This window comes from Xanthomonas arboricola pv. guizotiae (genome assembly GCF_002940205.1).
GTDB lineage: Bacteria > Pseudomonadota > Gammaproteobacteria > Xanthomonadales > Xanthomonadaceae > Xanthomonas > Xanthomonas arboricola_C.
In genome coordinates this window covers 85,321-108,885 of sequence record NZ_MDSK01000013.1, presented here as the reverse complement: position 1 = coordinate 108,885, position 23,565 = coordinate 85,321, and the positions used below count along the sequence as shown (strand labels likewise).

The 23,565-nt window shown below is 65.7% G+C and carries 16 protein-coding genes and 2 pseudogenes; 12 read left to right on the top strand and 6 right to left on the bottom strand.

Going from position 1 to position 23,565, the window contains the following annotated elements:
* The first annotated feature begins 38 nt into the window (after nt 1-38).
* From XarbCFBP7408_RS10235 to XarbCFBP7408_RS10180, 10 genes are all read left to right on the top strand, one after another.
* Nucleotides 39-2,999 (top strand): ligand-binding sensor domain-containing diguanylate cyclase, encoded by a 2,961-nt coding sequence (locus tag XarbCFBP7408_RS10235; protein WP_104562852.1) that lies wholly within the window; start codon nt 39-41, stop codon nt 2,997-2,999.
* 392 nt (nt 3,000-3,391) lie between these two features.
* Nucleotides 3,392-6,313, top strand: a complete 2,922-nt coding sequence (locus XarbCFBP7408_RS10230) for a ligand-binding sensor domain-containing diguanylate cyclase (RefSeq protein WP_104562851.1) — start codon at nt 3,392-3,394, stop codon at nt 6,311-6,313.
* A gap of 225 nt (nt 6,314-6,538) precedes the next feature.
* Nucleotides 6,539-7,669 (top strand): flagellar biosynthesis protein FlhB, encoded by a 1,131-nt coding sequence (gene flhB / locus XarbCFBP7408_RS10225; protein ID WP_104562850.1) that lies wholly within the window; start codon nt 6,539-6,541, stop codon nt 7,667-7,669.
* 17 nt (nt 7,670-7,686) lie between these two features.
* Complete coding sequence (flhA, locus tag XarbCFBP7408_RS10220; protein ID WP_181106980.1) at nt 7,687-9,759, top strand: flagellar biosynthesis protein FlhA; 2,073 nt, start codon at nt 7,687-7,689, stop codon at nt 9,757-9,759.
* Between the two features lie 886 nt (nt 9,760-10,645).
* The gene (flhF, locus tag XarbCFBP7408_RS10205) at nt 10,646-12,328 is read left to right on the top strand and encodes a flagellar biosynthesis protein FlhF (protein WP_104562847.1); all 1,683 of its coding nucleotides are present in this window, start codon (nt 10,646-10,648) and stop codon (nt 12,326-12,328) included.
* The gene (locus XarbCFBP7408_RS10200; protein WP_010374294.1) at nt 12,315-13,199 is read left to right on the top strand and encodes a MinD/ParA family protein; all 885 of its coding nucleotides are present in this window, start codon (nt 12,315-12,317) and stop codon (nt 13,197-13,199) included. Before flhF ends, XarbCFBP7408_RS10200 begins: the two co-directional genes overlap by 14 nt.
* The gene (locus tag XarbCFBP7408_RS10195) at nt 13,196-13,963 is read left to right on the top strand and encodes an RNA polymerase sigma factor FliA (protein WP_104562846.1); all 768 of its coding nucleotides are present in this window, start codon (nt 13,196-13,198) and stop codon (nt 13,961-13,963) included. The genes XarbCFBP7408_RS10200 and XarbCFBP7408_RS10195 overlap by 4 nt, the downstream gene beginning before the upstream one ends.
* A 33-nt stretch (nt 13,964-13,996) precedes the next feature.
* Nucleotides 13,997-14,389 (top strand): chemotaxis response regulator CheY, encoded by a 393-nt coding sequence (cheY, locus tag XarbCFBP7408_RS10190; protein ID WP_002813536.1) that lies wholly within the window; start codon nt 13,997-13,999, stop codon nt 14,387-14,389.
* On the top strand, nt 14,389-15,015 hold the full coding sequence (locus tag XarbCFBP7408_RS10185; RefSeq protein WP_104562845.1) for a protein phosphatase CheZ: 627 nt from the start codon (nt 14,389-14,391) through the stop codon (nt 15,013-15,015). The genes cheY and XarbCFBP7408_RS10185 overlap by 1 nt, the downstream gene beginning before the upstream one ends.
* Before the next feature lie 2 nt (nt 15,016-15,017).
* On the top strand, nt 15,018-16,676 hold the full coding sequence (locus tag XarbCFBP7408_RS10180; protein ID WP_104562844.1) for a chemotaxis protein CheA: 1,659 nt from the start codon (nt 15,018-15,020) through the stop codon (nt 16,674-16,676).
* Between the two features lie 203 nt (nt 16,677-16,879).
* On the opposite strand, the gene XarbCFBP7408_RS10170 is transcribed toward XarbCFBP7408_RS10180, so the two are convergent.
* From XarbCFBP7408_RS10170 to XarbCFBP7408_RS10150, 5 genes and pseudogenes are all read right to left on the bottom strand, one after another.
* A complete protein-coding gene (locus XarbCFBP7408_RS10170; RefSeq protein ID WP_181123297.1) occupies nt 16,880-17,782 on the bottom strand; it encodes an XVIPCD domain-containing protein in 903 nt (300 codons plus the stop codon).
* Between the two features lie 104 nt (nt 17,783-17,886).
* The gene (locus XarbCFBP7408_RS10165) at nt 17,887-18,588 is read right to left on the bottom strand and encodes a hypothetical protein (protein ID WP_258072097.1); all 702 of its coding nucleotides are present in this window, start codon (nt 18,586-18,588) and stop codon (nt 17,887-17,889) included.
* A 101-nt stretch (nt 18,589-18,689) separates the two neighbouring features.
* A pseudogene (locus XarbCFBP7408_RS10160) lies at nt 18,690-19,305 on the bottom strand (hypothetical protein).
* Nucleotides 19,306-19,391: 86 nt separating this feature from the next.
* On the bottom strand, nt 19,392-19,808 hold the full coding sequence (locus XarbCFBP7408_RS10155) for a SymE family type I addiction module toxin (protein WP_104562841.1): 417 nt from the start codon (nt 19,806-19,808) through the stop codon (nt 19,392-19,394).
* Nucleotides 19,805-20,080: a hypothetical protein gene (locus XarbCFBP7408_RS10150; RefSeq protein ID WP_181106546.1), complete on the bottom strand. Its 276-nt coding sequence runs from the start codon at nt 20,078-20,080 to the stop codon at nt 19,805-19,807. Before XarbCFBP7408_RS10150 ends, XarbCFBP7408_RS10155 begins: the two co-directional genes overlap by 4 nt.
* A gap of 323 nt (nt 20,081-20,403) precedes the next feature.
* Here XarbCFBP7408_RS10150 and XarbCFBP7408_RS10140 point away from each other — a divergent pair.
* Nucleotides 20,404-20,769: pseudogene (locus XarbCFBP7408_RS10140) on the top strand (IS4 family transposase); the annotation flags it as partial.
* A 25-nt stretch (nt 20,770-20,794) separates the two neighbouring features.
* Here XarbCFBP7408_RS10140 and XarbCFBP7408_RS10135 read toward each other — a convergent pair.
* A protein-coding gene (locus XarbCFBP7408_RS10135; protein ID WP_104562840.1) for an IS5 family transposase occupies nt 20,795-21,593 on the bottom strand; the annotation gives its coding sequence in 2 pieces (ribosomal slippage) (nt 20,795-21,323 and nt 21,322-21,593; 801 coding nt in all).
* A 295-nt stretch (nt 21,594-21,888) separates the two neighbouring features.
* Between XarbCFBP7408_RS10135 and XarbCFBP7408_RS10130 the strand changes: the two genes are divergently transcribed.
* Entirely contained in the window at nt 21,889-23,559 is a 1,671-nt protein-coding gene (locus tag XarbCFBP7408_RS10130; RefSeq protein ID WP_104562839.1) for a diffusible signal factor-reguated family 28 glycoside hydrolase, read from the top strand.
* Nucleotides 23,560-23,565 lie beyond the last annotated feature (6 nt).

Genomic DNA, 23,565 nt, shown 5'->3' with positions numbered 1-23,565 from the left:
CCCTCCGATCGTCGTCCACTTCTTTTCCGCGGAAACCGATGCCCTCCCTGTTTGCGTCGTTCGCTCCATCCAGCTTGCGCGACAGCGTCCTGTGGCGGTTGGCGGCGCTATGCCTGATCGGCCTGCTGCTGCCGCCGTCTGCGCGCGCACAGACCTACAGCTTCCGCGACTATGCGCAGGTCGACGGCTTGCAGGGCATGACCATCAACGGGTTGGTCGAAGACCGGCGCGGTGTGGTGTGGGTGGCGACCGAGCTGGCGCTGCACCGCTTCGAACGCGACCGTTTCATTCCTGTCGAGCGGGAAAGCGGGCTGGATGCCCGCTACACGCGCGCCCTCACCCTGGATACCTCAGGGCGGCTTTGGGTTGCCACCACCAATGGCGTCTTCGTGCGCACCGGCGAGCGGTTCGTGCAGGTGTTGAACGATGGCAAACGCATCCGTGCAGATGCCGGCAACGTGATCGCGGCCTACCGTAACGGTGTGGCGGTCGTCAGCGATGGCGCGCTGCTGGCGTTGACGCCGACTGCCGATGGCCGTTGGCAGGTACAGATGCTGGAACTGCGTACGCCCGGGGGCCGCTTGCTGAAGACCGGGCCGACCCTGTTAGCCGATGGCCAGTCCCTGTGGGTGTCCTGCAATGCCGGTGTCTGTCGTCTGGACGCCAACGGTGCTCTGATCGAAACCTTGTCTGAAGCCGATGGGGTCCCGGCCAAGCGTTGGCGTGTGATCTTTCGCGAGCGTGGCGGCCGGCTATGGCTGCGCGGTGGCGGCGTCATGGTATCGCGCGAACCAGGCGCCTCCCGTTTTCAGGAGCGACCGGCCAATCCGCACAACAGCTTCGAAACCATGTCCGGTGCGACCACGATGGTGGAAGACGCGCAGGGCCGCATGTTGACGCGCTCGGATCACGGCCTGGTGCGTTGGGAGGGCTCGCATTGGTCCGACATCGGCGCCGATCAGGGCGTGCAGTTGGATGCGATGGTTGGCCCGTTGCTGTTCCAGAGCACCGGCACCTTGTGGATCGGCACGCGTGGGACCGGGCTGCAGCGCTTGCTCGGCTACGGCAACATCGAGCATCTCACCGAAGCGCAGGGCATGGCTGCGGCGCCCATCTGGTCGATGCAGCGCTTGCCCGACGGCACGCTCGCAATAGGCGCCGATGGCGGTGCCAACCTGCTCGCCCGACACGCTGCGCGTGCTCAGCCTTGGCAGCTGGAGGATGGCAAGCCGTTGTCGCAGACGCTGAACATCGCGCTGGCACCTGACGGGGCGGCCTGGGTGTCGTATTACTCCGGCGCGATCGCGCGGCGCGATCCCGCCACCGGGCTGACCCGGCGGGTGATGGACCTGCCACGGCCGGGCTACAAGATCCTGTTCGACACCACCGGTTCGGTCTGGATTGCAACCTCGCGCGGGCTCGGACACGGCCAGGCCAGCCCGCCTTATACGCTGGTCTCCGATCCGGCAATGGCGACCAAGTTCGTCGGCGATATCGAGTTCGATGCTCAAGGTCGCCTGTGGGCCGCCACCGGCGACGGCCTGTATCGCCGTGACGGCACAACCTGGGTGCAGGTGCCGGTCACCGGGACGCTGCCCACGCAGGACATGTACCAGATCGATTTCGCACCCGATGGCGAAATCTGGCTCTCGCTGCGCGAAACCGGGCTATGGCACGGCCGCCTGCAGGCAGATGGCAGCCTGCCGGTACAGGCAGTGGACGACCCGTTGCTGTCCAGGGTGATGCCTTTCATCCTGCGTCACGATCGCAAGGGCCGCTTGTGGGTGGGCAGCAGCCAGGGGCTGGATCTGTACCAGCATGGCCGCTGGTCGCGGATAACGCGTGCAGAAGGCTTGCTCTGGGACGACCTGTCGTCCAATGCATTTCTGGAGGACGACGACGGCAGCATCTGGATCGGCAGCAGCAGGGGGCTCAGCCATTTACGCGACCCGCAGCGGTTGTTCGAGCCACAGACGCTCAAGGTCGAGGTCAGCCAGGTCCGTCGCGGCACCCAGATCGTCCGGGCCGGCAGCGCGCTGGACTGGTCGGAAACGCCACTGGATATCGAGCTTGATACGCCCGGCGTCGAAGGCGGCGCTGACCGGATCAGCTTCCGTTATCGCGTGGAAGGCCACCAGGCGCGCTGGAGCACGACCTCGCTCAGCCATCTCACCTACCCGCTGTTGCCACCGGGTCATTACACGCTCGAAGTGCAGGTGCTGGATGCTTACCAACGCAGCGCAAGCGCGGTGGCGCGCTTCCAGTTCGTGCTGCGCCCACCCTGGTGGCGCAGCATCCCCGCGCTGATCGGCTACGTGGTGCTGGCCATCGCCGCGGTGATCGTGCTGCTGCGCTGGCGTACCGCCAAGCTGCTGCGTCGCAAGCGCGAACTGGAGCAGTTGGTGGCCCAACGCACCGCAGAGTTGGAGCAGGACAAGCGCGATCTGGAATCGGCCCGCGCCGCGCTGGCACTCAAGGCCACCCATGACGAACTCACCGGCCTGCTCAACCGCGCGGGCATCCTTGCTGCCCTGCGCGACATGCTGGAGCGCGCCGATGCAAATGCCCGGCCGCTGGCGGTGGTGCTCATCGACCTGGATCATTTCAAGCTGGTCAACGATCAGCACGGCCACCTGGCCGGGGACGCGGTGCTGGCCGAGGTCGGCCGGCGCCTGGATACGCTGGTGCGCGGCGACGACCGCATCGGTCGCTACGGCGGCGAGGAATTGCTGGCGCTGCTGCCGGGGCTCAGTGTCGAAGCCACCCATCGCCTGCAGGCATTGCATCGCGGGATCTGCGGCGACTACCCGATCGATGGCGGCGTGTTGCCGGTGACCTGCTCGGTCGGAGTGGCCTGGTTCCAGCCGGGCGAGACCCTGGAACAGCTGCTGGCGCGCGCCGACGCCGCGCTCTATCGCGCCAAGCGCGATGGACGCAACCGCATCGATTACGATCATGTGCGCTGCGACGCCACCCCAGCGATTGAACCCGCGTCTTGACGCAGGCCGAACGACGGCGCCGATGCTGCGCTCTGCCAACCGAGCGGGCGCGCAGCTCTGCGCCGGACGCATGGCCGGGGAAGCCATGTCCGCTGCCACGCAGATGCCTGCGTGCGGGCGAACATGCAATCGTCGCGTGACCGGCCTCAGGCCATTTGCGTGATCGCGCCCGCAGCGACGGTGTGTGGCTTGGGAATACCACGCGTCTGACAATGGCCGTGCCCGCTGCGCAATCACGCCGCCATACCTGCTTAAGCATTAAAGAAACACGCGTGAACAGCCGCTAGTCGGTTTACTGCGGCCTTACTATGGGGGCCGCCCATGGCAAGCGTGAGACACCCGCGCGAGGGGCGCGGACCACACGCGCCGATGTGTGGGAGAGTGCAACGCTCGTGGGGGTTGAGTACCGCCAATGCAGGTCGTCAGGCCGGCGTGCACCGCTCTTGGCGGTGCTGCTGCTGGCCTTGCTGTCGCTGGCCGATCTGGCCGGCGCGCAGAGCGCGAGCATTCGTCGTTACGCCCACGACCAGGGCTTGCTAGGGCTGGCCGGCACCTGCCTGCTGCAGACCCGCGCCACGCTGCTGTGGGTGTGTACCGAAAGCGGCCTGTATCGCTACAACGGGCGCAGCTTCCAGCAGGTCATGCTGGATGGCCTGCGCAACGAACCGATCACCTCGATGACCGAGGCCGCCGACGGGCGGCTGTGGGTGGCCGGCTTCCAGGCCCTGTTCGTCGGCGACGAGCACGGCTTTCGCAAGCTGGCCCCCGACGAGGCCGAACACCTGCGGGAAGACATGCTGCTGGCCAGTCCCTCCTGGGGCACGGTGCTGGCCAATGGCGGCACGCTGGAGCGGCTGAGCGCACGCGGCAACGGCCACTGGCATAGCGAGCCGCTGCTGGACACGGCCACCCGGGTGCGCGTGCCCGAGCTGTCCAAGGTGCTGAGCCTGTCGGTGGAAGGCGACACCTTGTGGGCCGGCTGCGCCAAGCGGCTGTGCGCCATCGATGCGCAGCGCAAGGTGCAGGTGTACGGGCCGGACCAAGGCGTGCCGGACGATCGCTGGTACAGCGTGTTGCGCGATCACGACGGCGCGCTGTGGGTGCGCGGCAGCGGCAACCTGCTCTATCGCGCGCCAGGCGCCAGCAACTTCAGCGTGCGGCCGCTGCCCTTGCTCGATGGCAGCACCATCGGGCGGCAGGCACCGTTGGTGCTGGACCGCGAAGGGCGCGTGCTGGTGCGTCGCAACGACGGGCTGGCACGCTGGGAAAACGGCCGCTGGCGCAGTTTCGGCGCCGACAACGGGCTGCCGCCCGGCAGCAGCGATGCGATCCTGGTGGACCGCGAGGGCGATGTCTGGATGACCGTCGATGGCGAAGGCCTGGTGCGCTGGGCTGGCTACGAATGGATCGAGAACTGGGACGCCTCGCAGGGCATGCCGGCCGCGCCCACTTGGTCGATCGCGCGCGACGCGCAGGGCGCATTGCTGGTCGGCAACGAACACGGCAGCGGCCGCCAGGTCGATCCGGGCGGGCGGTTCGTTCCGGCCCTGCAGGCCGCCGGGATCCAGATCGTGGGCATGCAGCGCAGTGCCGACGGCAGTCTGTGGACGCTCAATTCGGCCGGCGTCCTGCGCCGCTTCTGGCCGGATGGCCGCAGCGCGCAGATCGCCAAACTGCCGCGCACCGCGCGCCGCCTGCTGATCGATCGGCAGGGGCGGATGTGGATGCTCAGCGCGGGCGGGCTGTTCGTGATCCGGCATCCGCTGGAGGGCGGCACGCTGGAAGCGGTCGCCGAGATGCCCACGATCGCCTACACCGATGTCCAGCAGACCGCCGACGGCACGCTGTGGGTGTCCACCGCCAACGGCTTGTTCCGGCTGCAGGACGCGCGCTGGTCCAGGGTCGAGGTGCTGGTCAATGGCGGCACCTCCGACCCGTGGATCAGCAAGTTCCACATCAGCGACAGCGGCGAGGTGTGGCTGGCGTTCTACCGGCCGGGCCTCTGGCACGGCATGCTGCTGGGCGAGCGGCTGGATCTGCAGGCGATCAGCGACGAGGCGTTGCGCGATGTCGGCGTCTACCTGATGCGTGGCGACAGCCTCGGCCGGGTCTGGGTGGGCCATGCGCGTGGCGTGGAAATCTACGACGGCGAGCGTTGGGCGCATCTGTCGCAGTCGCAGGGCCTGCTGTGGGACGACATCTCCGAAGCGGCCTTCGCCGAGGATCCGGATGGATCGGTCTGGATCGGCACCTCGCGCGGGGTGAGCCATCTGCTGGATCCGGCACGGCTGTTCGATGCGCGCCAGCCCAGCGTGCGCATCGACAGCGTCAGCCGTGGCGGGGTGCCGGTGCAGCGCGGCCAATTGCTGGGCTGGAGCGACCAGCCGCTGCATATCGAGCTGTCGACGATGGAGGTGTACGACGACCCCAGTCGCCTGACCGTGCGTTACCGCCTGCTCGGCCTGCACAACGAATGGATCCAGAGCGACAACCTGTCGATCGACCAGCCACCGCTGCCCTCCGGGCATTTCCGGCTGCAGGTGCAGGTGCTGGACCGCTACCGCCGCACCGCCTCGCCGATCGCCGACCTGCCGTTTGCGGTGGCCCCGCTGTGGTGGCGCAGCCCGCCGGCGATCGCGTTGTATGTGCTGATCGGCAGCGCGCTGCTGGCCGGCCTGTGGCGCTGGCGGCACCGCCATCTGGTCGCGCGCGAGCGCATGCTGGCCGAACTGGTGGCCGAGCGCACCTATCAGCTGGAACACGAGAAACGCGATCTGGAAAGCGCCCGCGCAGCGCTGGCCCTGAAGGCCAGCCACGATGCCCTGACCGGTTTGCTCAACCGCTCCGGCGTGCTCGAGGCGATGGCCGAAGAACTGCAGGCCTGCGCGCACGGCGGGCATCCGCTGGCGGTGGTACTGATCGACCTGGACCATTTCAAGCTGGTCAACGACCAACACGGGCATCTGGTCGGCGATGCGGTGCTGGCCAAGGTCGGCGCACGCCTGACCGCCTGCCTGCGCGACTCGGACAAGGTGGGCCGTTACGGCGGCGAAGAACTGCTGTTGCTGCTGCCGGGCATGTCGCGGCACAGCCAGCACCGGCTGCGCGCCATCCACGAAAAACTCAGCCTGGCACCGTACGAGGTGGGTACCGACCAGCCGCTGCAGGTGACCTGTTCGGTCGGGGTGGCCTGGTTCCGCAGCGGCGACAGCGCCGCCACGCTGCTGGCGCGTGCCGACGAGGCGCTGTACCGCGCCAAGCGGCAGGGCCGCAATCGCATCGAACCGGAAGAGCCCGAATCGTCGGTGGCCTGAGCACGGCAACCGCCCGGGCGCAGTCCGGCGCGCACCCGAATCGCCAGCCCCACTGCGCCCCCCGGCAGCGATCGACCTGCGTCCAACCGCCCGCGCACGACCCCAGATAGACCTCGCAGCCCGGCCTCCCGAATCCCCATTCCCGATTCCCGATTCCCGATTCCCGATTCCAACAACTGGAACGCCACTTGCATGACACAGGGCTGACCAGTCACCGGCACCTCCATGTCCGAGTCCGAAGACGGCGGCGAACGCACAGAGCTTCCCACCGAAAAACGCCTGCGCGAGGCGCGCGAGCAGGGCAACATCCCGCAATCGCGCGAGTTGTCCACCGCCGCGGTGTTCGGTGCCGGCGTGTTCGCGCTGATGGCCCTGGCGCGCGGCATCGGCAATGGCGCCAGCGTCTGGATGAAGACCGCGCTCAGCCCGGACCCGAAGATGCGCGAAAACCCGATGGCGCTGTTCGGCCATTTCGGCGACCTGCTGCTGCAGCTGCTGTGGGTGATGCTGCCGCTGATCGGCATCTGCCTGGCCGCCGGCCTGGCCGGTCCGCTGCTGATGAGCGGGCTGCATTTTTCCGGCAAGGCGATCATGCCCGACCTCACCAAGCTCAACCCGATGAACGGGATCAAGCGCATGTGGGGCAGCAACAGCCTGGCCGAGTTGGTCAAGTCGGTGCTGCGGCTGCTGTTCGTCGGCCTGGCCGCCGGCCTGTGCATCTCCAACGGCCTGCACGGCCTGCGCTCGCTGGTCAACCAGCCGCTGGAACAGGCGGTGGGCAACGGCCTGGACTTCACCAGGAGCCTGCTGTTCTACACCGCCGGCGCGCTGGTGCTGCTGGCCGCCATCGACGCGCCCTACCAGAAGTGGAACTGGTTGCGGAAGCTGAAGATGACCCGCGAAGAGATCAAGCGCGAGATGAAGGAAAGCGAGGGCAGCCCGGAGGTCAAGGGCCGCATCCGCCAGATGCAGATGCAGATGTCGCAGCGCCAGATGATGGAAGCGGTGCCCAAGGCCGACGTGGTGCTGATGAACCCGACCCACTACGCGGTGGCGCTCAAGTACGAAGGCGGCAAGATGCGCGCGCCGATCGTGGTGGCCAAGGGCGTGGACGAAATGGCCTTCCGCATCCGCGAAGCCTGCGAACAGCACCGGGTGGCGATCGTCACCGCACCGCCTTTGGCACGCGCCTTGTATAGGGAAGCGCAAATCGGCAAGGAAATTCCCGTGAGACTCTATTCGGTCGTGGCCCAGGTGCTGTCCTACGTCTACCAGCTGCGTGGCTGGAACGGCGGCCCGATGCCGGAATTGCCGTCGCTGGACGTGGATGAGTTCGGCAAGGGAGCCAGCGCATGAGCGCCCAACCCGCCCCGATGAACGCCCGCCGCGTGATGGAGCTGCTGCGCAACGGCCTGGGCGCGCCGCTGGCCCTGATGGCCATGCTGGCCATGCTGATGGTGCCGCTGGCCGCGCCGGTGCTGGATGCGTTGTTCACCTTCAACATCGCCATTTCGCTGATGGTGCTGCTGGCGGTGGTGTATGTGCAGCGCCCGCTGGAATTCACCATTTTCCCGATCGTGCTGTTGATGACCACGATGCTGCGCCTGGCGCTCAACGTCGCCTCCAGCCGCGTGATCCTGATCAACGGCCAGGACGGCCACGCCGCGGCCGGCAAGGTGATCGAGGCGTTCGGCCAGTTCGTGATCGGCGGCAACTACGCCGTGGGTATCGTGGTGTTCGCGATCCTGACCATCATCAACTTCGTGGTCATCACCAAGGGTGCCGGACGCGTGTCGGAAGTGACCGCGCGCTTCATCCTGGACGCCATGCCCGGCAAGCAGATGGCCATCGACGCCGACCTCAACGCCGGCTTGCTGACGCGCGAGGAAGCCAAGGCCCGCCGCGAGGAAGTGCGCGAGGAAGCCGACTTCTACGGTGCGATGGACGGTGCCAACAAGTTCATCCGCGGCGACGCCATCGCCGCCATCCTGATCCTGTTCATCAATCTCATCGGCGGCATGGCGGTGGGCATGTTCCAGCACGGCATGAGCTTTGTGGATGCCGCCTCCACCTACACCCTGCTGTCCATCGGCGACGGTTTGGTGGCGCAGCTGCCGGCCCTGCTGGTGTCGTCCTCGGTCGCCTTGCTGGTGACCCGCGCCTCGCGCGCGCAGGACATGCGCGGCGCCATGATCAGCCAGGTGTTCGGCCAGCACCGCGCCCTCGCGGTGGCTGCGGCCATCCTGGGCCTGGTCGGCCTGGTGCCGGGCATGCCCAACGTCGCGTTTTTGACGCTGGGCCTGATCCTGGGCGTGATCGCCTGGAAAATGTACAAACGCAGCCTGGTCATCCCGCCGACCGGCGACCCCGCCACCGATCCCAAGGCCGCCGCCGCGGCCACTGCCGCCCAGGCCAGTTCGGAGCTGAGCTGGGACGAGCTGCGCCCGATCGACCCGCTGGGCCTGGAAGTGGGCTACCGGCTGATTCCGCTGGTGGACAAGCATCAGGGCGGCGAACTGATGGCGCGCATCAAGGGCGTGCGCCGCAAGCTCACCCAGGACATCGGCTTCCTGGTGCCGCCGGTGCATATCCGCGACAACCTGGAGCTGTCGGCCAACGCCTACCGGTTGCTGGTGCACGGGGTGCCGGTGGCCACCGCGGAAATCCATCCCGATCGCGAACTGGCGCTGGACCCGGGCGGTGCGCTCGGCCAGCTCGACGGCATTCCCGGCAAGGACCCCGCATTCGGCCTGGACGCCACCTGGATCCAGCCGCACCAACGCGCCTATGCCGAATCGATGGGCTACACCGTGGTCGACCCGGCCACCGTGGTCGCCACCCATCTGTCGCACCTGATCCGCGAACACGCCCCGGAACTGCTCGGCCACGAGGAAGTGCAGCAGCTGCTGGCGACCCTGGCCAAGACCGCGCCGAAGATGGTCGAAGACCTCACCCCGAAGGCGCTGCCGCTGTCGGTGGTGGTGCGCGTGCTGCAGAACCTGCTGATCGAGCGCATCCCGGTGCGCCAGCTGCGCAAGATCGTCGAAGCGCTGGTCGAACACGCCCCGCACAGCCAGGACCCGACCACCCTCACCGCCGCGGTACGCACCTCGCTGGGCCGCTTCATCGTGCAGGAAATCGCCGGCATGTCGGCCGAGCTGCCGGTCTACACCCTTGCCCCGCAGCTGGAGCGCGTGCTGCAGGAATCCACCCACGGCAACGGCGTGGCGCTGGAGCCCGGCCTGGCCGAGCGCCTACACCAGAGCCTGGCCGACTGCGTCGGCAAGCAGGAAGCGCGCAACGAACCGGCAGTGGTGCTGGTGCCCGGCCAGGTCCGCGCCGCCCTGGCCCGCCTGGTCCGCCACAGCGTCCCGTCCCTGTCGGTACTGGCCTATAGCGAAGTGCCCGAAGACAAGCGCCTGAAGCTGGTCGGCACGATCAGCTGAAACCGCCCGCCGACGTAGGAGCGCACCTGGGCGCGACAGGCTTTACCGGCACACCCCCTCGCGCCCGGGTGCGCTCCTACGACAGGCCAGCAATCCGCGCAAACACCGACCCCACCGTAGGAGCGCACCTGGGCGCGACAGGCTTTACCGGCATACCCCCTCGCGCCCGGGTGCGCTCCTACGACAGGCCAGCAATCCGCGCAAACACCGACCCCACCGTAGGAGCGCACCTGGGCGCGACAGGCTTTACCGGCACACCCCCTCGCGCCCGGGTGCGCTCCTACGACAAGCCAGCAATCCGCGCAAACACCGACCCCACCGTAGGAGCGCACCTGGGCGCGACAGGCTTTACCGGCACACCCCGTCGCGCCCGGGTGCGCTCCTACGAACCTATCTGCGCGGCTGGCCATTACGCTGGCCAGCGACGGCTGCAGGCCGGTGACCGACCAGCACACCCGGCGTCGGAAAGCCGCCACTGGTCAGTATCCCCAATCGATTGCACGGCGCTGGCCGTTTCCAGGCGTTTCTGGCGCTCCAAGCTCGGCCTACCGCCCACCAGCGCATCCGCTCGCACGGCGACGCCACCGCATCGCCGCCCTGGAAAAAGTCAAGCACTGCATTGACGTGAAGCCCTCGGACCCGGCCGTACACACAGCCCCCGCCCCGTCCCGATCCTCCAGCGTCCCGCGCCGGAACCCCGGCACCCCGTTTTGGCACGCCGCGTGCATTAGCTCTGACGAGACCGCAGCCAGCGCCACCGCTGCGGGGCGAGAGCAGCACTTGGAACAACCGAACGGGACAGGCAACTCATGACGCTGGCAACACACCCACATTCATCGCGCACCCGTCCGGCGTCCGGCGGGTCCCGTTCCTGGAGGCACTTCGCATGAAAATCAAACGCTTCGTCGCCCCGGACATGCGCACCGCATTCCGCATGGTGCGTGAAGAACACGGTCCGGACGCAGTGATCCTGTCCAATCGCCGCACCGCCGAAGGCATCGAGATCGTCGCTGCCAGCAACTACGACGAAGAACTCGTGCAGCGCGCCCTGGAAACCGCGCGCTCCGAAACGCCGGCCGTTGCCGCCGCGCCGATCCCGTCGGCGCCTGCCCAGCAGGCCGCGGTCCCGCAAGCGGCCGCCGCACCGGTCCACGCACCGCTGAAGCCAGCCGCCGATGCCGGCACCAGCCAGCGCCAGCGCGTTGCCAGCGCCGCCGAAGACATGATCGCCGCGATGGCGCTGCGCCAGCCGGTCAACCTGCCGCGCCAGACGCAGGTGCCCGCGCCGGTGCGTAGCGCCGCCGCCGCCTCGCCCGCCGCCCAGGCCCTGGCCCACGCCGTCGCGGTGACCGCCGCGCCGCGCCAGGAACACGCGCTGTCGGCCGTGCCGGAACAGCTGTTCGCCGATTTCCTGACCACCGCGCCGGTGCAGCGCGCCGCCGTGCAGGCTGCCCCGGTGCAGGCGCCGACCCCGGTCATGGCCGACGTCGCTGCGCCTGCGCAGGCCGGCTACGACCAGGACGAGGACGCGCTGGACGACGACGCCGACTTCGACCTGGACGCCCTGCCGCAGATCCTGCCGCCGGCCGCGCTGCCGCCGCTGGTGGTCGCTCCGGCCGCACTGGCCGCAGTGCCGGTCGCCGCCGCCCCGGCGCCGCAGAACGATGAAGAACTCAAGCAGTTGCGTGGCGAGCTGGCGCTGATGCGGCAGATGATCGAGCGCGAAATGAACCGCCTCACCGACGAGCGCCTGCGTGGCTCGCCGGTACGTGCGCAGGCCCTGGAGCTGATGGACGACTACGGCTTCGACGCCGGTCTGATCCGCGACGTGGCCCTGCAGATCCCGGCCGATACCGAATTGCACCGTGGCCGCGGCCTGATGCTGGGCCTGCTGTCCAAGCGTCTGCCCGTGGCCCCGGTCGACCCGCTGGAACGTGGCGGCGTGATCGCCCTGGTCGGCCCGACCGGCGCCGGCAAGACCACCACCATCGCCAAGCTGGCCCAGCGCTTCGCGGCCCAGCACGCCCCGCGCGACGTGGCCCTGGTCACCACCGACACCCAGCGTGTGGGCGGCCGCGAGCAGCTGCACAGCTACGGCCGTCAGCTCGGCATCGCGGTGCACGAGGCCGACAGCGCCGAAAGCCTGCTGGACCTGCTCGAGCGCCTGCGCGACTACAAGCTGGTGCTGATCGACACCGCCGGCATGGGCCAGCGCGACCGCGCCCTGGCCGCCCAGCTGAACTGGCTGCGCGCCGCCCAGCAGGTCACCTCGCTGCTGGTGCTGCCTGCCAATGCCCATTTTTCCGACCTCGACGAGGTCGTACGCCGCTTCGCCCACGCCAAACCCCAAGGCGTGGTGCTGACCAAACTCGACGAGACCGGCCGTTTCGGCAGCGCCTTGTCGGTGGTGGTCGACCACCAAATGCCCATCACCTGGGTGACTGACGGACAGCGGGTCCCCGACGACCTGCACCGCGCCAATGCCGCCAGTCTCGTTCTTCGTCTTGAAGATTTGCGGCGCGCTGCCGATAAGCCCTGTACTCCGGAGCACAACCATGCAGTCGCGTGAATACGCCAAGCTGACCAACGCCTTCCCCCTGTCGGCGACCCGTCCCGAGCCCCTGGGCCCGGTGCGCACCATTGCCGTGACCGGTGGCAAGGGCGGCGTGGGCAAAACCAACATCTCCGCCAACCTGGCCGTGGCGCTTGCCGACATGGGCAAACGCACGCTGCTGCTGGACGCCGACCTTGGCCTGGCCAACCTGGACGTGGTCTTGGGACTCTCGCCCAAGTACACCCTGGCCGACCTGATCGCCGGCCGCTGCACGCTCGATGAAGTGATCATCGAAGGCCCCGGCGGCGTGCTGGTGGTGCCGGCCGCCTCCGGTCGCCGCCACATGGCCGAACTGGCCCCGGCCCAGCACATCGGCCTGGTCAATGTGTTTTCCGAACTGGAACGCGACCTGGACGTGATGGTCATCGACACCGCCGCCGGCATCACCGACAGCGTGCTGACCTTCTGCCAGGCCGCCCAGGACACCGTGGTGGTGGTCTGCGACGAACCGGCCTCGATCACCGACGCCTACGCGCTGATCAAGGTGCTCTCGCGCGAACGCGGCGTGGACCGCCTGCAGATCATCGCCAACATGGTGCGCGACCCCAACGAAGGTCGCCTGCTGTACGACAAGCTCTCGCGCGTATGCGAAAAGTTCCTGGGCGATGTCTCGCTGAACTATCTCGGCCACGTGCCGCAGGACGACTGGTTGCGCCTGTCGGTGCAGCGTCAGCAACCCGTCATCAAGGCGTATCCCGCCAGTCCGTCGGCGCAGGCCATTGCAGAAATCGCACGCCGTACCTCGCGCTGGCAGGCTCCCACCGTGCCGCGCGGCAATGTCGAGTTCTTCGTCGAACGCATCATCCAACGGGGAGTGGCCGCATGAGCACCGCTACCGCAACCACGGCCAGCGCGCAGTACCGCGCCGTGCAGCGCAACAACGCCAACGACGTGGTGACCCAGCACGCCGACCTGGTCCGCCGCATCGCCCACCATCTGGCCGCGCGCCTGCCGGCCAGCGTGGAAGTGGACGACCTGATCCAGGCCGGCATGATCGGCCTGATCGAAGCCTCGCGCAGTTACGACTCCGAACAGGGCGCCTCGTTCGAAACCTACGCCTCGATCCGCATCCGCGGCTCGATGATCGACGAGATTCGACGGGGCGACTGGGTACCGCGTTCGGTGCACCGCCGCGCCCGCGACGCCGCTGCCGCCGTGCGCAAGATCGAACAGAACACCGGCCGCGCCGCCGCCGCCACCGAAGTGGCCGCCGCGATGGAAATGCCGCTGCCCGAGTACCTGCGTCTGATGGAAGATGCCGCACGTGGCCAGGTGCTGAGCCTGGAATCGCGCATCGAGGATCACGGCGAGCTGGACACCACCGCCAAGGGTGGCCCCAACCCGCAGCAGATGATGGAGCGTGGCGAATTCGGCCGCGAGCTGGGCAAGGCCATCGGCCAATTGCCCGAGCGCGAGCAGCTGGTGCTGTCGCTGTACTACGAACAGGAATTGAACCTGAAGGAAATCGGCGCCGTGCTCGGTGTCAGCGAATCGCGCGTCTGCCAGATCCACGGCCAGGCGGTGGTGCGTCTGCGGGGCCGCCTCAAAGTCTTCGAACTGGCCGATGCCGGTGTCGAAATTGACGAATGATTTTTCGCGTATTTTTCGTGTTAGGAGCTTGATGTGAACAAGAACATGCGGATCCTGATCGTGGACGACTTCTCGACGATGCGACGCATCGTCAAGAATCTGTTGGGCGATCTCGGCTTCACCAATACCGCAGAGGCCGAAGACGGCAACAGCGCCCTGGCGGCATTGCGGGCCGGCCCGTTCGATTTCGTGGTCACCGACTGGAACATGCCCGGCATGACCGGCATCGACCTGCTGCGCAACATCCGCGCCGACGCCAAGCTCAAGCACCTGCCGGTGATGATGGTGACCGCCGAAGCCAAGCGCGAGCAGATCATCGAAGCCGCGCAGTGCGGCGTGAACGGCTACATCATCAAGCCGTTCACCGCGCAGACGCTGGAAGAGAAGCTGGGCAAGGTGTTCGAACGTCTGGCGGCCACCGCCTGATGAACGCCACCGTGGAAACCGATGCCGAACGCGCCGCCCTGATCGACCGCCTGCAAGGCGCGCTCGACGCACTGGAAAGCGGTGACGAAGCGGCGTGGAAGCGCGAGGTGGATCACCTCGCCGCCCTGCGCACGCGCCCGATGATGCAGAGCCTGAGCCGGCTCGCCCGCGAACTCGGCCAGGCACTGGGCGAACTGCCCATCGTGCCCGAAGAGGCCGGCGAGCTGGACGATGCCTGTTCGCGTCTGGACCACGTGGTGGAAATGACCGAAAAGGCCAGCCACCGCACCCTGGATCTGGTCGAGGAATGCCGCGAACTGGCCAACCAGCTGCGCGACGGCGGGCTCAATCAGGACCAGGGCGCATTGCTGGAAAAGATGCGCCATAACCTGACCGAGCTGTCGTTGGCGCAGAGCTACCAGGATCTGAGTGGCCAGATCATCCGTCGCGTGGCCGGCATCGTGCGGCGCGTGCACGAGGGCTTCGGTGCACTCGGCCTGCCGCCGAAGAATCCCGAGCCGAAGAAAGACGATGGCGGTCTTGCGGGTCCTGCAGTCAAGGGCCTGGACCGTCACGCGGTGTCGCAGGACGACGCCGATGACCTGCTGTCCGGATTGGGGTTGTAACCATGAGTGCTGTTCCAGACGATATTGCTGCCGATTTCATCGTCGAGGCCCAGGAAATCCTGGATCGCCTCGGCGAACAGCTGGTGTCGCTGGAACAGGCGCCAGACGAGGCCGACCAGCTCAATGCGGTGTTCCGTGGCTTCCACACGCTCAAGGGCGGCGCCGGCTTCCTGGCGATCAAGCCGATGGTCGAGCTCTGCCACGCCGCCGAGGAAACCCTGGGCATGGCGCGCTCCGGCCAGGCGGTGTTGCAGGCGCATCACTTCGATGCCGCGCAGCAGTCGCTGGATTATCTGCAGGCCATGCTGGATGCGATGGGCTCGGGCGAAACCGTGCCGCATGCACCGGCCTCGCTGATTGCGCAGTTCGATGCCAAGAGCGGCCCGCCGGCAGTCAAGGCCGTGCCGCAGGCAGCAGCGGCCAAACCGGCGGCTGCCGCACACGGCGACGATGCGCATGCCCCCGCTCCCAAGGCGGCCGGCAAGGCCGCAGCCAAGAGCGGCGCCGACGCCGAACAGACCGTGCGCGTGGACACCAAGCGCCTGGACGCCATCGTCAACCTGATCGGCGAACTGGTGCTGTCGCGCAATCGCCTCAAGACCCTGCGTACCCGCCTGCGCGACGAAGAACTCGACCGCGCGGTCAGCACCCTCGACATCGCCACCGCACGCCTGCAGACCGCGGTCATGCGCACCCGCATGCAACCGGTGAGCAAGGTGTTCGCGCGCTTCCCCAAGGTCGCCCGCGATGTGGCGCGCACCTTGGCCAAGGAAGTGGAGCTGGAACTGATCGGCGCCGAGACGGAGCTGGACCGCAACCTGGTCGAAGCGCTGGCCGACCCGTTGGTGCATCTGGTGCGCAACGCCATCGACCACGGCATCGAATCGCCTGCCCTGCGCGAAGCCACCGGCAAACCGCGTAGCGGCCATGTGCGTCTGTCGGCGCAGCAGGAAGGCGACTACGTCAGTATCGAAATCCAGGACGACGGCGCCGGCATCGACCCGGAGCGCCTGCGCGAAATCGCCCGCAACAAGGGCCTGATCGACGCCGAAGCCGCCGCCCGCCTGAGCACCGACGAGTGCCTGCACCTGATCTTCATGCCGGGCTTCTCGACCAAGGTGGAAGTCACCGACATCTCCGGCCGCGGCGTCGGCATGGACGTGGTGCAATCGCGTATCCGCGAACTCAGCGGGCAGATCCAGATCCAGTCCGAACTGGGCCGCGGCAGCCGCTTCATGATCCGCGTGCCGTTGACCCTGGCGATCTTGCCGACCCTGCTGGTACAGGCGGGCGAAGCGGTCTACGCACTGCCGCTGGCCCGCGTGGTCGAAGTGCTGCACGCACCGCAGACCTCACTGGGCTGGTTCGACGGCCGCGCCGTGCTAGACCGCCGCTCGCATACCCTGCCGCTGATCGACCTGCGCCGCTGGCTCGGCGTACCGGCCGAACAACCGCCACTGCTCACCGTGGTGCTGCTGCAGGCCGGCGAAACCCGCTTCGGCCTGGTGGTGGACCAGGTCCGCGGCCGCGAGGAAGTGGTGATCAAGCCCCTGCCCCGCGCCCTGCGCGGCCTACCCGGCTACGCCGGCGCCACCCTGATCGGCGACGGTCGCATGGCGCTGATCCTGGATGTGGACGGATTGCGCTCCAGCGATCATTGAGAATCGGGAATCGGGAATCGGGAATCGGCAAGGCGATCTGGTCTGCCTGATTTGACGACAACGGCCGCGTACTGCGGCCGTTGTCGTTTCACCACCAGCATCGCTGCCGATCTATGCCGCTACGCGCGCAGGCATGGACGCGATGGTTTGGCGACGGTCGGGCTGCCGTGAAACTGAAACTGCAACCGTTATTTCACTAGCCCTCACACCATCCGGTGTTGAGGCGCAATCGACTGCTCTCGCTGTTGCTCCTGCTGCTGGGATTGCTGTTGGCGCTGAGTTTCGCCCAAGGCCTGTAATTGCGCCAAGGATTGCTCGACGGGCTGCGCAATCGCATCACTCGTCTTCATATGCGCCATCTTGTGAGCGGGATTGTTCAACGCAGCTTCCACAACGAAGACGTTCTCGCCCTGCCGCACGGACTTGGTGTTCTCGCTCAGCACGACATGATCGATTCGCGACAGCCCGTTCTCTTTGGCTAAATACGCGCTGCTTGCTGCCAGCCGTGCGCTGTTGTCGTCGTACTCGCGGCCGAGACCTTGCTCAAGGCGGCGAACGGCGTCTTCTGCTTGGTGATGCAGCGGATCTGTTGGCAGCACTCTCGCGAGCTGTGTTACTTCCTGTAGTGGAGATACCTGCTCACCGGGCGGCTGCGCCTCACCAATCACCTTCTGCCAAAGTTCCTGCTTAGGCTTCGGATTGTTGTGCTCCTTATTCAACTCACTTTTAGGCACAGGAGCAGGAATGCTCTTGATATCATCTACGTTTTCTACGGGTCTGATATCCCCCTCAAAGCCTTTATCAACTCCATCTTTTGTCTTCCGGTGCAGTCCAGCGTGATTGAGCGCATCCCATGTGAAGTCGATACAACTGTTTTTAGCACCGTGATATTCCATATTGAACCCGTGCTTAGCAGGGGCCGCGCCGAAGGCATCCAGCTTTTCATACTGTGCCTTATCGATCTCCATCGTGCGTGAATAATATGGTTTTTGGTAGGTATCGACGTCATTGAACGAAACTTTTCCTGGCCCGCTAGCCTCGCCATGCTTGATGGGCGAGAACCCATAACTTTTGACAGTCGTTCCGTCGTCAATCGAGTAGTACATATGGCCACCGAAGGATGTGCCTCCGGCCATCAACGGCGTACCTGCGGCAGCGACGTAGACAGTGACTGCATAGCGCTTTTCAGGATCATCCATGCTCATTCCCCTCACTTTCCTTTGTAGGTGTAAGCGACAAGAAGTTGAGCATTAGCCGCAACCAGCGCCTGGGCGCTCTGATCAAAGCGCAGTTTGAGCCGATAACGGCCTGGCTGGACAGCATTGCTATAGCCGAACGCCAACTCCCTGGACGCGGCCTGTTCAGTAGACAAACCGGCGTCTTGCAGCGTCGTACCGTCCGCATCAAAAGCGAACAGACCAGGAGCCATACCATCAGCTGACAAGGGAATGGACGCCTGCTGACCTACTCCCACACGCTGACTACGCTTCAATTCCACGGAGACCGGACCGGATGGTTCAATACGCTCCAAGTGAAGCTCGGCCGAAACACCAGCGCTAATCAGCCTGTCAGCACTTTGGGAGACGGCAGTTGGATCGACACCGGTGATCCGCACACCGATGAAAACGGGAGGAGTCGCGTCGTCGGGCAGTGCGGGCACATCGAATTCCAGCTCTGTAGGCCCACGATCATGTGGGGTCAAACTCCGTACCAACGGGACGACCGTTCTCATCTCTATCTGCTCCTTTGCGATAGGCACGTTTGCAGGCGGCGGTTGCAGGCTGCAGCCAGCGATCAGGCAGGTAATCAATGCCGTGAGTGCAAAGCGCATTGGATCGTTTGCAAGGGGCACGGCCTTTCTCCAATAAGTGTTGGTGCTGCAGGGGGAATTTTGACAATTTTTCAATGTCATCGTGTCATGCACGCCTCTCAAGCGCCCCCAATGCCCTATGCACGCATTGCTTTATGAGGCCTGACAACTCCAGGGCTGAGTGACATGTCCGCTACCTCAGCTTATCGGATGTAGACCCATTCAACGCAATTGTGCGCTACCAACTCTTGCGGTTCCGCAGCTTCGCCTCTCGGGAAAACCTCTACACCCATCCCTGGGCGCGTGTAGAGATCACTCATCCAGCGGCCGTCCTCGACGATGTTGCGCTCGCGCAAATCCCATTAGCTCAAGCTGCTGGGTGAAGCGGTCGAAGTCCAGACGACAGATCTCGGTCATTGAAGGCGATGCATCGGCCACATTGCGATCAAAACGGAATTCAAACCAGCGTCCATCGAGTTTGGTTTCATCAACACCAAAGCCGTAGCTCCACTCTTTGGTGAGCCGGCCAAAAGCACGGTATAGGCGTTCATCGTCTTTTACGAATTGAACGACCTGCCCCATTGCCGACTTCAGACGCTCGGGAGTGAAGTCGGAGATGTTCTGGCTGCCCTTGATCAACACAAGCAGCTGACCAAGCAAGCCTTCCGCAGTGGGCTTGTTAGGCGGCACAGTGGTAGGACTGGATGAATTCATGGCAGATGTCTCCGTGACGGTTGCCGGGGCTGGGGTGGCCGCAGTGTGGGCGCATGCGCCCAGAGCGAGGGTGGCGAACAAGGCGTAGAGGGGGCGCGCGATCATGAAGCGTCCGTTGTGCGCTGGTGTGGCTGCGACGCTAGTGGCATCGAGCACCGAGGTCAATCGCAGGGGGTCTGGCAGCCGCACCATCATCGCCGCACGCTGCGCGCCTTGGCCGGCACCTGCACCGGCGGCAACACCTCCATCAACAGCTGCCCCGCGCTGGCGGTGATGCGCAGCTTGGTGCCGATGGCAAAGCCCAGTTGTTCCAGCCATAGGCCGCTGAGGCGGACGTGGGGCACGTGCTGATCGCCACCATGGTCGTGGGCGCCGGGGTAATGCGTGTAGCTGACGGTGCATTGGCGCGGGCGGCGGGCGCGGCGTGGTGCGCGTAGCGTGCCGGGGCCTTGCGGGGAGGCGTCCGGGTCGGGTGGCAGCATCGGTGGCAGCTTGGTGCGGTCGGGTTCCACAACGACCCACTGCACCCGCTTGGGCGGCGTGGGGCACGTACGCGTGCGGGTGGGCCGTGCGCTGGCAGATGTGGCGGGTGGCCGGTGGCGTGTCATGGCGCCTCCGATTGGCTGCGGGTAGCGCTACTAGGCGCAGCGACGCACTGCTGCAGCGCCACGTCGATGCGTGCAGAAAGGCTATGCAAGGCCTGCGACAACACGCCGGGCTGGTTGAGCAACTGCTGCGCAAGATCGTCGCTGGCCTGCTCAACGGCCGCGCGTGCGGCTAGCCGGCGCAACACTTCGCCTGCCTCGCTCAGCAAGCTGTAGGCGGAAGCTGGCAACAGATAACCCGGCACCGATGCCGGCACGGATGGTGCGGTAGACATGGCAACGCCCTCCTGGAACAGCCCAAGAACCGCCGCCAACGGCGACGGGATGTCGGGAGGTTCGAAACCGCACGTAGCCGGCGGGCATATTCCCCTTGCGGGTGTTGTATTAGCCGCCCTCCCGACACAGGCATTGCGTCGGCTTGTCCCCGCAGGATGCAGGCACAAAAAACCCACCGGTTTGACGGAGGTGGGTACCGCTACGTGAGGAGTTTCGACGCTCCTTGGGCCTAGATTGCAAGCACGCGGTCTGGCGTGTCAATACACGTGGCGGGTCTCGCGCGGCTGTGTGCGCCGCTGGCGCAGTTCCATACGGGCCACGAAAGCAGTTGGTCAACGTGTACGCACGACGGATGCAGATCGAGCTGGCATTTCGGGATCTGAAGTCGCATCGCGACGGCCAGGCGATGGAAGACAGTCTGACCCGTCGCGGTGAGCGACTGCAGATCCTGTTGTTGCTCAATACGCTGGCCACCTTCGCCAGTTGGCTGGCGGGACTCGGATGCGAAGCCACCGGTATCGCCCGGTGGCTATCGCCCCGCAGCAGCACACGCAAGCTCTACTCGACACTGCGTGTCGGCCGCGAGGCGCTGGTCAGGCGCTGGCCGATGGAACCGGTCTCACGCTGGCTAGATCGCTTGCGCACACTGCCTGACGCCGTGCGCGAGCAGATGACATTGGTGCTGTAAAACGTGGGGATACCTAAGAATCTGTTCACGATCTCCTGAGCAGCAGTGCCAGGAAGGCCAGGTGGATGAACTGCAAGCTGGTATTGAGCTTTCGCTCGCAGTTCTTCCATAGCCTTCGGTTCTTCTCCAGCCAGGCAAAGCTGCGCTCGACAATCCAGCGCTTGGGCATGACTTTGAAGGTATGCAGCTCGCTGCGTTTGGCAATCTGGACGGCGACGTGCTTGCCAATGATGTCCTGTACGCCCTCGGCGAAGGGGTCTCCGGTATAGCCGCTGTCGCACAGCAGGCTTTTCACACGGCCCAAACCCGATTGGCAGCGCTCCAATGCTTCCAGCGCCCCTTTACGATCGGTGACCTCCGCCGGGGTCACCGCAATGGCATGCGGAAATCCTTGCGTATCCACCGCAATGTGGCGCTTGATCCCCGACACCTTCTTGCCTGCGTCATAGCCCTTCTGACCTGCCGTATCGCTGTGCTTCACGCTCTGCGCGTCCACGATCAAGAACGTGCTGCTGGCGTTGCGCCCCTGTGTTTCGCGGGCCGCGCCAACCTGATTTTTTGAGCGCCCGCTCCAGCAGGCTTCTACCTTCATCGTCCACTTCGCTCCACTTGGCAAAGTAGGAATGCACCGTGCGCCACTTCGGAAAGTCACTGGGCAACGCACGCCACTGGCAACCTGCCCGCAGTAAATACAGCACTGCGCACCACACCTCATACACATCCACCGTCGCAGGCTTGGTGCGTTTGCGGGCTCGCTCCAAAATCGGGCGGATCTGCTCGAACCGCTCACGGCTCATGTCACTTGGATAGGTCTTCTCGCGCATTCGTGCAGTTTGCATGGTTTGAAAGAGATCGCGAACAGGTTCTTAGGCCGAAGCGACCTGTCCGCTTCGGCGATGCGGCGCTGGATTCGCCCATCCGAACACGCTCCTTGGCGTAACGCGCCACCCTTGAGCATGGATTGCCACCGACCAACATCAGCGGCGCCGAGACGACATGCGCATCGGCAACTGTTGATCGCGACTGCAGTCACGCAAACGCAACACAGCAGCTTGGCTATCTACTGCAGAGATGGTTCATCCACCACCCCCGCGCTTTACGCCACTGGAGTCGTCCACCATGCAATACCCGTCCGCTTTTCCGGCTGTCGCGCCCTTGACGCTCGCACTGCTCGGCCTATCCACCTTCCAGGCCGGTGCGGCGCGTCCGCATGAACAGGACCTGCCCGATACCGCGCACAGCATCTCCACCAGTTGGGGCGTGATCCAGCAGCCCACGCTACCGACGCAGGTCTGCGCCACGCTCAAGGCCGCGCTGGTGCCGGTTGCCGGTTCGCTGGATACGCTCGACAGCGATCCGGCGCAATCCAAGCGCGATACCGCGCGTTTGCAAGCGGCCATCGACGATTGCCCCGCCGGCAGCGCGGTGCGTCTGGTCACCGGCGATGCCGGCGAATCTGGCGTATTGACCGGCCCCTTGACGATCAAGAGCGGAGTCACGCTGTGGATCGATCGCGGCGTCACCTTGTTCGGCTCGCGCAATCCGCGCGACTACGACAATGGCCTGGGCACCTGCGGCACCGCCACCAGCGACAAGGCCAAATCCTGCAACCCGCTGATCCATGTGGCCGATACCGCCAACAGCGCCATTGTGGGCGCCGGCAAGATCGACGGCCGCGGCGGCAGCACGCTCACTGCCGGTCCAAGTGCCGGCACCGCCAGCTGGTGGGATCTTGCCTATCTCAACGTCACCAAGGGACTGAGCCAGCACGTGCCGCGCCTGCTGCAGATCGACGACAGCACCGACTTCACCCTGTACGACATCACGCTGGAAAACTCGGCCAACTTCCACGTCACCACCGATAACGTGGTCGGCTTGACGGCATGGGGCATCAAGATTCTCGCGCCCAGCCTGGTCTACTCACGTCCCGGCTATCGCTGCCCGGCCGGCAGCACGCCTGATGTCAATCCGCATGCGACCTGCTTCACTCCGGAAACAGCCAAGAACACCGATGGCTTCGACCCTGGCCAGTCGAAGAAGGTATTGCTGGCCTACTCGTATATCGGCACCGGCGACGATGGCGTGGCGATCAAGGCGCATGCCAGCAACACGCGCAGCATCGCCTCGGAAAACATGCTGTTCGCATACAACCAGTTCTACTACACGCATGGTTTTTCGCTGGGCAGCGAAACCGATGCGGGCATGCGCCACATCGCCGTGCGCGGCTTGAGCATCGACGGCTTCGACGCGAATGATGTCGCGAGAGACCCGTATTCGGCCAATGGCTTGCGCATCAAATCCGATGGCAGCCGTGGCGGCCAAGTCTACGACATCAGCTTCGAAAACGTCTGCATGCGCGGGGTTGCCCGGCCGCTGGTGTTCGACGCCAACTACGCCAACGCGGCGGTGAGCAGCAAACTGCCGAGTTTCAGCGGCATTGCGCTGACCAACGTGCACTCGCTGGGTTCCAAGGCGTTTGGCGGTGGCGAGCTGAGCTTCTATGGGTATCGCGATGCGACCACGACCTTGCCGATCACCCTGTCGCTGGACAACGTGGTACTGGAGGGCGGGCCGATCTCGTTCGCGCAACCGCACTTCGGTGGGCCGGCCAGCAATCCGGGCGCGACGCACTTCAGCTTCAAGGGCGGCCCGGTGAGCTTTTTCGATCAGCTATCCGAATCGGTGCCCAACGATGTGCGACTGCAAGGCAAGCCCGGACCGGGTACGCCACTGCAGTGCAATGACGCGTTCATTGCCTACCACTCGGTATTGCCGGATTCGCCGATCTGAGCGTGA